General features: G+C 37.6%; 7 protein-coding genes. 4 read left to right on the top strand and 3 right to left on the bottom strand.

Annotated features, from left to right (window positions below):
- Nucleotides 1-408: 408 nt before the first annotated feature.
- Nucleotides 409-825 (top strand): PaaI family thioesterase, encoded by a 417-nt coding sequence (locus METTI_RS13775; protein WP_023846442.1) that lies wholly within the window; start codon nt 409-411, stop codon nt 823-825.
- Between the two features lie 73 nt (nt 826-898).
- Here the strand turns inward: METTI_RS13775 and METTI_RS13770 are convergent, their stop codons facing one another.
- Both METTI_RS13770 and METTI_RS13765 read right to left on the bottom strand, forming a co-directional pair.
- A complete protein-coding gene (locus METTI_RS13770) occupies nt 899-1,747 on the bottom strand; it encodes a methanogenesis marker 8 protein (protein WP_023846441.1) in 849 nt (282 codons plus the stop codon).
- 41 nt (nt 1,748-1,788) lie between these two features.
- A complete protein-coding gene (locus METTI_RS13765; protein ID WP_023846440.1) occupies nt 1,789-3,090 on the bottom strand; it encodes a phenylacetate--CoA ligase family protein in 1,302 nt (433 codons plus the stop codon).
- A 266-nt stretch (nt 3,091-3,356) separates the two neighbouring features.
- Here METTI_RS13765 and METTI_RS13760 point away from each other — a divergent pair, with 266 nt between their 5' ends.
- Both METTI_RS13760 and METTI_RS15375 read left to right on the top strand, forming a co-directional pair.
- A complete protein-coding gene (locus METTI_RS13760; protein ID WP_023846439.1) occupies nt 3,357-4,643 on the top strand; it encodes a M1 family aminopeptidase in 1,287 nt (428 codons plus the stop codon).
- Between the two features lie 249 nt (nt 4,644-4,892).
- Nucleotides 4,893-7,481: a PAS domain-containing sensor histidine kinase gene (locus METTI_RS15375; protein WP_023846438.1), complete on the top strand. Its 2,589-nt coding sequence runs from the start codon at nt 4,893-4,895 to the stop codon at nt 7,479-7,481.
- Nucleotides 7,482-7,569: 88 nt separating this feature from the next.
- Here METTI_RS15375 and METTI_RS13750 read toward each other — a convergent pair whose 3' ends face one another.
- Complete coding sequence (locus METTI_RS13750; RefSeq protein WP_023846437.1) at nt 7,570-8,475, bottom strand: IS5 family transposase; 906 nt, start codon at nt 8,473-8,475, stop codon at nt 7,570-7,572.
- A gap of 275 nt (nt 8,476-8,750) precedes the next feature.
- On the opposite strand from METTI_RS13750, the gene METTI_RS13745 reads away from it, so the two are divergent.
- A complete protein-coding gene (locus METTI_RS13745) occupies nt 8,751-12,506 on the top strand; it encodes a PAS domain-containing sensor histidine kinase (protein ID WP_023846436.1) in 3,756 nt (1,251 codons plus the stop codon).
- Nucleotides 12,507-12,539: the final 33 nt, after the last annotated feature.

The raw sequence follows: 12,539 nt of genomic DNA, 5'->3' as shown, positions 1-12,539 counted from the left end.
AAAACAACTAACAAATGTTGTTGTAGATTGATGACATATGAAGGGAAAAGAGCAAATGGATCGTATCATCCATTTATGCTCTTTTCTACACTAGTCCCCAAATAGACCCAATCCTTCTTTGTGGTACAAATCAAACTACACCGTGGTAGCTGAGGAATGAGTAATAGGTTATGAGAGCGATCATCAGTGAAAGGAAGAATGTTCCAAAACTGTATGGGCTGTGATTAACGTAATATTCTGTCATGTTTTATCATGATAGACTATATCTTATTTGTATATATAGCTAACCCTTATTTATCATGATTAATCATCTCAGATATTATCTGCAAACAATTAACCGACCAATTAACAACTAATATAAGTATGAAGAAAACAAACTGAGTGGGACATCACTCAATGAGGGTTTTTATGGAAAACATGAATGATATCCAAAGATATTTTTCTCAGGAATGTTTCGCATCAAATTCCGGCATGAAAATAACTGAAGTCTCAGAAGGCTATGCTAAAGCCGAAATGAGGATAGAAAAAAGACATCACAATATCCTGGGCACTGTGCACGGCGGAGCAATATTTACACTTGCAGATATGGCATTTGCTGCTGCTTCAAATTCCTATGGGACTGTTGCTGTTGCTATCAATGCCGACATATCCTTTGTCAAAGCCGCAGTAGAAGGCACTCTTTATGCAGAAGCAAAGGAAACATCCATCAACCCGAAAATATCAACCTACGTTGTAAACATTACAGATGACCAGGGAGATACCGTTGCGATATTCAATGGGATGACGTACAGGAAGAAGAATAAACTTCAGATTCCTGAAAAATAGAATTCAAATTTAGTTGAAGTTACGTGTTAATCGGCTAAAAACAATAATACCAATAAAAAAGAAAGCTGGTTTATCAAACCAGTTCTCTTGGTTGTTTTGTTTCAGGTAATGATGGAAGTTTTGATGAACTGACAAACAGAGGAGAATCGACTTCCTTTGCCCTTTCAAGAAGCAAGTCCTTTCCACGTTTTGTAAGTCCAAAAAGAGGAACAGCACTGCCAACCTGAACCAATGGCTGTACAAGTTCCCGTACATGCTTTGAGGCACAACTTGTCAGGATATCAGTTGAATCAATCAGGCCCTGTGCTGCCTGTTTGTTAATACCCGTTACATGTGCACCTATAATCACAAGCTCAATGTCAAGTTCTTTTTCAAGATCACGCAACTGTCTGGCAGTTTCCGGGAAAACAACGGTAACAGCTATTTTCCTGTAGCCAAGTTGTGCTGCTTTTCTGACTCCTGCAACAGGGTCGATTCTGGCAGTTGAAGGGTCAAGGACAATTCCACCACGTTCATTTATTCCGTTAATAGTCTCATCAATAGGTTCTGTTTCAACAAGACCGGAGATACGTGCTCCGATTCCCTGAACAAGATTTGGATTATTGGAAATTACTGTTCCTGCACCATCACATGCGGTAACAGTTGTATCCAGCAGACCACTGGTAAGTCCTGTCATCATTGTTTCTGATGCGCCAAAACCTACGAAAATATCCATGTCAAGCTGACGTTTGTTTGTAAAGAGACCGAAATCCTTTATGCGGAATTCCATATTTTTCCTGATCTCTTCCTTTGTGATTTCAGTTATACCTCGGGCTTTGTCAAAAATAGGACACCAGCCGATTAAAGGTTCACCAACCTCTACAACCTTTTCATTCTCTACAACGACTCTGGCTTTTCCAAGAAGTTCCATAACATGTGGCATTCTTTCACCTGAGATTTGATATTAATATTTATTAAAAGCAATTATAGGATGCTTCTTCTGTCGACAACTTTCTGTGACTTTCCTGCTGTTCTTGGGATAGAACCTTTCTCAACAAGATCCACATTTGTCCTGATATTGAGCACACTCTTGAGTTCGTTCTCTACATGCCTGCGAACAGCTGCAAGGTCTTTAAGTTCACCTGTGAATGCATTCTCCTCAAGCTCTACCCTGACAGTAATTTCATCAAGCATCTTGGCATTCCTGTCAAGAATAACCTGGAAATGTTCTGTGACTTCAGGAATATCCACAATGACATCCTCAATCTGTGATGGGAACACGTTGATACCTCTTACAATGAGCATATCATCTGCCCTTCCAAGAAGCCTTGAAATACGTGGTGTTGTACGACCACATGAGCATTCACTCTCAAGAAGACGTGTAATGTCACCGGTCCTGTATCTTATTATCGGAAGAGCTTCTTTGGTCAGGGATGTGAGTACAAGTTCTCCTTTCTCACCTTCTGCAACCTGCTCATCATTCTCGTCAAGAACTTCAACATAGAAATGGTCACTCCATATGTGAAGACCGTCCTGCTCCTCGCACTCAAAAGCAACACCTGGCCCCATGAGTTCTGAAAGGCCATATGAATCATATGCTTTGATATTAAGAGCATTTTCAAGCTGTTTTCTCGTATTGGATGACCATGGTTCTGCGCCAAAACAACCTACTTTTAAGGAAAGTTTGTCTACAATATCCATGTCCTTTGCTGTTTCTGCAAGATAAAGTGCATAAGAAGGAGTACAGTGAACAGCTGTAACACCGAAGTCAATCATCATCTCAAGTTGCCTGGCTGTATTTCCCGTACCACTTGGCACTGTCATGGCGCCCATTCTTTCAGCACCATAATGGAAACCAAGACCGCCTGTAAAAAGCCCGTAATTAACTGCATTCTGAAAAACATCACTGCTGTCAAGACCTGCCATTGTGAGGTTCCTTGCCATGAGATCTGACCAGTTCTCGATATCATTCTTAGTATAACCAACAACTGTTGGTTTGCCACTTGTACCTGAGGATGCATGAATTCGTACTATGTCCTCTTTTGGCACTGCAAAAAGATTGAATGGATAATTATCCCTGAGATCAGTTTTTCTTGTTGTTGGTAATTTGCTGATGTCATCAAGTGACTTTATATCATCAGGAGTTATGCCAAGCTGCCTGAACTTATCTTTGTAGAAAGGAACGTTATTATAGACTGCCGCAGCCGTCTTTTTTAAGCGTTTTAGTTGTAGTTCGGCAAGTTCGTCCTTTTTCATAGTTTCGTATTTTGGCTGCCAGTATCTCATGGAAATATCTCCGCAAAATATCCTCTCATAGGAGTACATCTTTAAATGGTTTGCTATTATGCCACACGCTAACAGGAACCGACCCCATAATCACAGATTGATGCGTGTATATCTACATACATACATCGAGATCTGCACATAAATTTATAATTTTGACTGAATTATTTTAATTCTATGCACAAACATTCTATTTTCATGTACACAAATCAATTTTTAATGTCATAACGGTTTAAACCGTGTACATTCAGTCTTGCACTTAGATAGTGATGAGATCTTCTAAAAAACGTCAGATACTCACAGGAACAACAGTTCTTCTGGTGCTCCTGTGTACCATAACAATAAGTTCAGCAGCAAGCGGTGATATCATCACCGATATAAGCTCAAATTATGAACTTATTCCTGAAGAGGGAATGGTAAAAGTATCAAAAGAGATCACATTTAACAACAACAATCCTGATACTAAATACTGGAGAGGATTTTACTCCAGCTACAATTCCTACCTTCCTGATGGAGCACTCAACATTGAGGTTTTTGATGATGAGAACAGCATGGCATTCAGTAAATCAGCAGAAGGATATTACGTCTTTTATTTCAACAACAAGGTATGGTATGAGGAAAGTTACACATTCCAGGTTGTTTACGAAATTGAAGTAAACCAGAATACAGCTGTGTTCTCATTAAATGAATACGGTGACAATGTTGAAGTAACCCTGGAAGTACCGGATGACTTTGAAACCCAGCTTAGCAGGGATGATTACAGAGTAGAAGATAAATTGTATTCCAGTGTCTACATTTTTGAAAAGGGGCAAAACTGGGAAAAAGCATGTACTGTCAACTCTGTAAGAGCCTCACCTCGCCTTACATTAAAAGATACAGCCCACCTTACAGAACGTGATGTGGACATTGAGGTCAGATACTGGGAAGGCGAAGAGCAGTGGGCACAGGATATCATGCGGACTAGCATTGAAAGCCTTGAGCTTCTTGAAGAAAAATGGGGTTTTGCATATCCTCCCGAGTATAATATTACAATAACACAGGCAAACCTGACAGAAACCGGTGGTTATGGGGGCTATAATCAGGGGAGAAACGGAATCTGGCTTCTTTACACATCCAATCATGGAATACTTGTTCATGAACTTTCACACTACTGGACACGTGCCTGCAACTTTGACCAGTTGTGGATGGATGAAGGTTATGCAGACCTGTACACATACATAGTTCTCAGTGAGATGGAACCTGACGCCGCAGAATCAAGACGTGACCGCTTCCTTCAAAAATACGAAGATCTCCACGATGAACATGACTTCCCGCTTTCCGACTGGAACACACCACAAACCCTCAATAGTGATAATGAAGAGCATGTGGATTATGGATACAAGAAAGCATTCTCACTAACATACACATTATATGAGACAATTGGTGTAGAAGCACTGCAACAGGCAAACATAGAATTTGTGGAATCAACTAATATTAACAATGCTGATTTCCTTGAGATAATAGAATCTGCTTCATCCGCTGACACAGATTTTGTAGGGGAATACCTGTATAATTAAAATTAAGCTGAAAAGGCTATAAGTTTTTAATGCATACGTAAGAGTATTAAGTTTTTGTGCCAAACTTGTTTATTTATCTCATCAACCATAATAAGTTTCAAATAAATTTAGACATATTTATAAAAATCCTTTAAGTAGATATATTTATAAATTAAAGAAGCATAGAATGAATAGGTTAGTGTGGAGATTGCTATATAACGCATTTAGCGAAAGCACCTGCCATTTATTTGCTCATGGGGAAAATGGGAGATGAATGGATACTCAAAAAAAGATGTTGAGATTATAAATAATATAACAGATGTCTTTAGAATATTGTTAAAAGAGCCATCAGTAGAAAAATCTCTGAGTTTACTTGCAGACAAAGTTATAACTTTTTTTGATGAATCAGAACTGGTTTCCATAAAAATAGGGATGTTTGGAAAAGAGTGTCAGCATCCGGATTGTACTGATCATGACATGTCACTTATTAATGAAATTGTCATTAATGGAAAAAGTGAGGGTTTTATAGAATTCAAATTAAAAGGACTTCTTCCTGATGTAAAAGATAACAAAAGCAGGATTGAAGAATATGAAGAACAACTTGGTGTACTCACAAGATTTGTAACACTTGCTTTTGAAAACAGGAATGAAATAATGGAACTGAAGAACCTTGAAAGAGAAATGAGGGATTGTTACAACAAACTTGATGATTATATTTTTGTTATTAATTCTGAAACTAACATCGTAGATTTTAACACCATTTTTCAAGAATGTACCGGATATACATCAGATGAACTTCATCAAATGAATATATCCGGACTTATGGCCCAATGTTCCGTAAGTAAAGATGTTCCACCTATAATAGAAAAAACGGTTGAGAACGGACATTTTACATTTGAATGTGAGCACCTTTGCAAAAGTGGAGAACGAGTACCCATGAGCATAACCTGCAAGCCATTGGATAGTGAGAAAGAAGAGCTATTCATTTGTGTGGGCAAAGATATATCTGAAACAAAAAACGCAGTTCAGGGACTGCATGAATCTGAAAAGAAATACTCAACCATTGTTGAAAAAGGAAACGATGGTATCCTCATCATACAGAATGGGATCATTAAATTTGCTAATTCCATGATTTCTGAACTCACTGGTTATGACCATGATGAAATAATCAACCAGAGCTACATGAAGTTCAGTCCTGCAAATGATGAGCAGGGAGCATCCGAATGGCTCAAATTGTGTACCAGTAAGGTTGCAGAAAAAGAAATCTTTGACATTAACATTGCAACCAGAGACAATGGAAATATTCCTGTTGAGATTAATGGTTCAATTATCGATTACGAAGCTGAGAAGGCAGAACTTCTCATTATCAGAGACATAAGTGACAGGAAAAGAACTGAAGACCTTCTCAAAAGAGAAAGGGATAAGCTGTACAATTATCTTGATGTTGCAGGTTCCATCATAGGAATTGTGAATACTGATCTTAATGTCATTTTTGTTAATAACAAAGGAGCTGAAGTTCTCGGATATGACAAAGACGAGATAGTAGGAAAGAACTGGTTTGATTGTTTCCTGCCGGATAGTGTCAGGGAAATTACCAGAAGTAATTTTATCAAGGTAATCAACCACGAGCTGGACCCTCCTAAGTATTTTGAAAATTACCTTTTAACAAAAGACGGTGAAGAAAGACTGATATTCTGGCATGATGTCCCGGTTGAAGATGAGAATGGAAAGCGTATAGGCGTAATCAGTTCAGGAGAGGACATTACAGAGAACAGAAGAATAGAAGCAATGCTGGTTGAATCCGAAAAGAACCTTAAGACAATACTCAACAATGTAGATGACCTTATATATATTTGCAAACCGTATGGTAATTTTGTAGATGTAAACAGAGCAATGGTATCCTCAACAGGTTTTACAAAAGAACAAATGCTTGAAATGTCTCCTGTTGACATTGTAAAGCCTGAAATGAAACAATTGATGGACAGTTATACTGAACGTATTATCAAGGAAAAAAGTGTGATTTTTGAAATTACTTTTATACTTAAAGATGAAACCACACTCCCACTGGAACTTAATTCCAGGCTTATTGAATATAAAGGCGAGCAGGCGATCCTTTCTGTTGCCAGGAACATAACTGAAAGGAAAAAAGCAGAAGACAGGCTTAAAAGGTATGCAGGCGAACTCAAAAAGTCAAATGACCTCAAAGACCTCTTCACAGATATCATACGCCATGACCTGCTCACGCCTGCAAGTGTTATCAAAGGCTACACAGAAGAACTGCTTGATACAATTAAAGACGAGCAGGCAAGAATGCTGGCACTGAAAGTGAAAAGCAATAATGACAGGCTCATAGAGCTGCTTGAAACTGCCACAACTCTTGCAAAACTTCAGAAACAGGAAGATATAGACTTTGAAGTCATTGACCTGGTACCTGTGTTTAAAATGGTCATCGATGGATTCAGGGATCAAAGCGAAAATAACAAACAGACTGTAAACGTCTATGGACAAACTTGCTGCCCTGCAAGGGCAAATCCTGTTATTGAGGAAGTATTTGCTAATCTGTTATCCAACGCCATTAAGTATAGTCCATTAAACAGTATCATAGATATTACTTTCAGTGATGTAGGAAATATGTGGAAGGTGGCTGTTACCGATCGTGGTGCAGGAATTCCGGATTCCGATAAAATATTATTGTTTAATCGGTTCCAGCGTGCCGATAAAAGAGGAATTAAAGGTACAGGACTGGGGCTTGCTATTGTAAAGCGCATAATAGAACTGCATGGCGGAACATATGGTGTGGAAAATAATCCGGAAGGAAAGGGAAGTGTTTTCTGGATCACACTGAATAAATCATTGTAAAATCTTTAATTTAAATTTTTTATATTACTTTTTCCATACACTGAAAATTGAGTGAAATTTGTCGAATCAAATCCTTCATCTATAAATATTAGAGGTTTAATGGCTCTGTAGAAATCCTTATTTTGACAATAAGTATAACCATGACATATCTGTCAAGGTTATGCACTAATAGTTTGAATTTTACTTCTTTCAGTTGATTCCAATACTTTTTTGCCCTAATTTCCTCACCATATTTCCTTTTCAGGACAGAGAACATTGTTTCAACCAGATTTCTGTTATGATACAAATCTTTATCAAATTCCCATACCATTTTTCTGCGGTACACTCCTTTTATTCTCTTCCTCTTTCTTTGTCTCAAAGGAATCATGGCTATGGATTCAAGTTGTTCTCTTGTTAATGAATGTATTTCTTCAGAATCGTACCCTTTGTCCATGACATAGTACTTGGATTTACGATTCTTATGGCATTGCTTCAGCAATGCCATTGCATGCTTTGCATCATGAACAGGCTTGCCTGATATCTTGAAACCAGTAATAATGAACTTTCCAGTATCAACTGAGATACTTGTTTTCAGGAAAGATCTTCGTTTCTTTCCTGTTCTCCAGGAATAATAGTAGCTACAATGGCCACTTGTAAATCCACTTGAATCAACAGCAGTAATCTCTATTTGTTCACCATGTGAATAAAACAGTTTCAATGTTTGATGCAATAATCCATTGAAATAAATAGATTTTAATCTCTGAATGAATTTGTGGAGTGTAGTGAAATGTGGAACTTGTTTAAGTCCAATTCTTTCTTTGACTTTATCCATTAATTCTACAATTTCAACGATATCTCGATAATCCTCATCAAGATACTCTTTCAACAAAACTAGTGTCAATAGCTGGTGTTGAGTATACTTTCTTTTAGAATATTTACAACTATAAATTTGCAGGTGTGAGTTTCCTGATACAGCTAACGCTGTATCAACAAACTTTAAGTACTTATTAGACAAAACACAATCATCCCCTTTGTGTTTTCTGTGGTAAGTAATACTCAGGGGATTTATTATTTTTAAATTAGTATGCTAAAATAAAATCCGAAGTAGGTTTTCTACAGAGCCGGTTTAATAGTAATATTTACAGGGTTGATTGCGTCAGCAAAAGATAGGGTTTGCTTTTGAAAGTATCAGGATTTCAAATGAACTTATCTTCTGGCATTTTATCTGGTCTAATATGCCGGGTTTCTTTGCAGTGACACATCTGACTTTTGAACGGGGTAGATGATTCTATGGAAAAAAAAGTTCATCATTTGGAGCATTCAGGATACGATTTGTCATTCCTGTGCAATGAAGAAACACTGATTGACTATTTTCTTAAAAATGAAGAAACATATAAAGATCTATTTCAAAATGAAAAAGCTGTGGTACTGTTAATTGATCAAAACAACTGTAAAATACTGGATGCCAACAAAGCTGCTTCTGAATTTTATGGGTGTAGCCAGGAAGAACTAAAAGCTATGGGTATCCAGGACATAGACGTTCATATAATGGAATTAAGTAAAATAGCAGGAAACGACCTTCCCATTGAATGCAAGATTGCCGAAGATAAAAATTACTTTTTTTCAAAACACATGCTTGCAAACGGTGACATTCGTGATGTTAAAATATACAGAAGTGCTCCGCTTGTTGATAAAAATGATATCCACTATGTAGTGGTAAGGGATGTAACCGAGCAAAAAAAAGCCGAAGAGAAGATAATACTATCCTCATTCTCACTTGAAAACAATGCCGATGTTGTTCTGTGGGTAAATGAATTCGGTGATTTGCTTTATGCGAATAAAGCTGCATCTGAGCTTCTTGAGTATTCAGAGGAAGAATTACTCAGTATGAATATCAAGGATTTTGATATTAATTATTCCGAGGATTTATGGAATGAACACTGGAAATACCTTAAAAAGAACATGCATGTTACTTTTGAATCTACTCACCGCTGCTGCAGCGGAAAAATTTACCCTGTGGAAATTACGGCAAATTATCTGGTTTATTATGGAAATGAATACAACTGTGCAGTGATTCGAAACATAAGCAAACGCAAAAAAGCCCAAAGGGCTTTGGCAGATGAAGTGAACTGGCGTCGCAGCCTGATGGAAGAGTCAAGAGACGGAATTGTAATCCTGGATTTGGAAGGAAAAGTTTTCAAAGCAAATCCTGCTTTTGCTAAAATGCTTGGTTACACTCTGGAAGAAATGAAAACATTGCATATATGGGACTGGGCAGAAGGATATTCAAAAGAGGAATTAGTGACACTTCTTATTACAGATGACTTTAAAGGAGGACCTTTTGAAACACGCCAATACAGAAAAGATGGCACACATATAGATGTTGAGATTGCATCTGATTTTATCTATTTTTCTGAAAAGAAACTGGTTCTGTGCATATGCAGAGACATTACAGAACGCAAAAAAGATGAAGAAGAATTAAAACTGGCAAGTTTTTCACTGGAAAATTCAAGTGATGCAGTATTCCGGATGGAAAAAACTGGCCGTATCTTTTATGTCAATAAAGCCTCATGTGAACTGCTTGGGTATTCAGAAGAAGAACTTCTTTCAAAATCTGTATGCGATATAAATCCATTCTTTAAACAGTACACATGGAGTAAGCATTGGAAAAAAATAAAGAATAAGAAAACTTTCCATATTGAAACTTCATTGAAAACCAAATCCGGCAAGATGTGTCCTGTTGATATCACATCTGCTTACATGGATTACAAAGGAAAAGAATACGATTGTGCTTTTGTAAGAGACCTGACAGAAAGCAAGAAAAGAGAAAAAGACCTGCTTGAAAGCAGAGGGCAATTGCGCACATTACTGGACACGATACCTGACCTTGTATGGCTGAAAGATGTAAATAGTAAATACCTTGCCTGCAATGCCGAATTCGAACATCTCTATGGTGCTGAAGAAGAAGAAATCATTGGAAAAGCAGACTATGATTTCGTAGACAAAAAAGTTGCAGATTTTTTTGTCGAGATGGATAGAAAAGCGATAAATGCAGGAAATCCTATTGTATTTGAAGAAGAAGTCGTATATGCCGACGACGGCCACAGAGTATGGCTGGAAACCATCAAAAGTCCGGTTCATGATGAAAATGGACAATTGATAGGCGTACTGGGTGTTGGCAGGAATATAACCCAGAGAAAAAATGCAGAAGATGAATTGAAGAAAGCGAGTCATTCCCTTGAAAATTCCAGCGATGCCGTGGCGTGGCTGGAAAAGAATGGGAACGTATTTTTCATCAACAAAGGTGTATCCAATCTGGTAGGATATCCCAGGGAAGAACTGCTATCAATGTCAATATTTGACTTTGATAAAAGCATTACACAGGAAATGTGGGATGAGCACTGGGAAAAACTGTGTAATGAAAAAACATTACTCATTGAAACCACCATTCCTACAAAATCCGGAAAAATATGTCCGGTAGAGGTCATTTCCAACTATATGAATTATGAAGGCAAAGAATACGATTGCACATTTGTAAGAGACCTGACCGAACGTAAGAAAGCTGAAAAAGGATTGAAACTTGCCTGTTTCTCACTTGAGAATTTCAGTGATGCCGTTTTCTGGACAAGATCAAATGGAGAATTCTTCTTTGTCAATAAATCTGCCTGTAGCCTACTTGGTTATTCTAAAGAAGAACTATTAAACATGTCAGTAACGGATATATCTCCTGATTTGACACCTGAAAAATGGGAAGAGAGCTGGAAACTGGTAAAAGAAAGAAAGAGTTTTACTTTCCAATCCTTGTCTCTGACAAAGGAAAAAACGCTTCTCCCTGTTGAGGTTACTGTCAATCATATGGTTTATGATGGCAAAGAATACAATTATGCCATTGTTAAAGATATTTCTGAGCGTCTGAAATCTGAGAATGCACTTTCTGAGGAAATACACTGGCGTCGTCTTCTCATGGAAGAATCAAGGGATGGAATGGTTATTCTGGAAGGGGATGGAAGTGTCTTTGAGACAAATCGTGCTTTTGCTGAAATGCTGGGATATACCGTCGAAGAAATCCAGAAAATGTATGTGTGGGACTGGGATGCTAATTTTAATCGGCAGCAACTGCTGGAAATGATCCATTGTTCTGATTTCAGGGGAGTACTATTTGAGACAAAACAGAAATGTAAAGATGGAACTATCCTTAATATCGAAATAAATTCAAATCTCATGGCATACAGTGGGAAAAAACTTGTGTTTTGTGTCTGCAGGGATATAACAGAAAAGAAAAGATATGCTGATGAGCTTTTGAAAGCAAAGATAACTGCTGAGGAGGCAAGTCTGACCAAAAATGAATTTCTGGCAACAATGAGCCATGAACTAAGAACACCTCTGAACTCCATAATTGGTTTTTCAGAAATTCTGAAGGGAGAGGATTTTGGAAAAATAAACGAGGCACAGGCTGAGTATATTGACTATATTTCTAAAAGTGGGAAGCATCTTCTGAATGTGATTAATGATATTCTGGATCTTTCAAAGATAGAAGCTGGCAGAATGGAACTCAACTACGAACAATTCTATCTTTTAGACTCCATCAATGAAGTAAAGATGTCATTAACACCTCTGGCAATTAAAAAGAGTGTGGATCTGGATCTTGAATTAACTTCACTGCCTGAAACGATAATTGCTGACAGGACTAAATTACAGGAAATAATCTACAACCTCGCAAGCAATGCAATTAAGTTCACTCCTGAAAAAGGAAAAGTAACAATAAAAGCCAGTACAGATGACAGATTAATAAGTATTAGTATACAGGACACAGGAATTGGTATTTCCACAGCTGATATGGATAAGCTTTTCCAGCCTTTTAAGCAGATAAAGCCGTACATGAATCATGAACTTGAAGGAACAGGCCTCGGTCTGGCCATTACTAAAAAATTCATAGAAATGCATGGAGGTCGTATAAGTGTCCAAAGCAAACCGGGCGATGGAAGCAGTTTTACTTTCACAATACCAAAAGAGCCGGAATATGAAAACATAAATGTTGATGCTTAAAATATTAATTAATGGCCTATTCCGTAATATTTT

This window comes from Methanolobus tindarius DSM 2278 (assembly GCF_000504205.1).
Lineage (GTDB): Archaea > Halobacteriota > Methanosarcinia > Methanosarcinales > Methanosarcinaceae > Methanolobus > Methanolobus tindarius.
The sequence above is the reverse complement of the archived record's forward strand: the minus strand, read 5'-3'. Positions and strand labels throughout refer to the sequence as shown.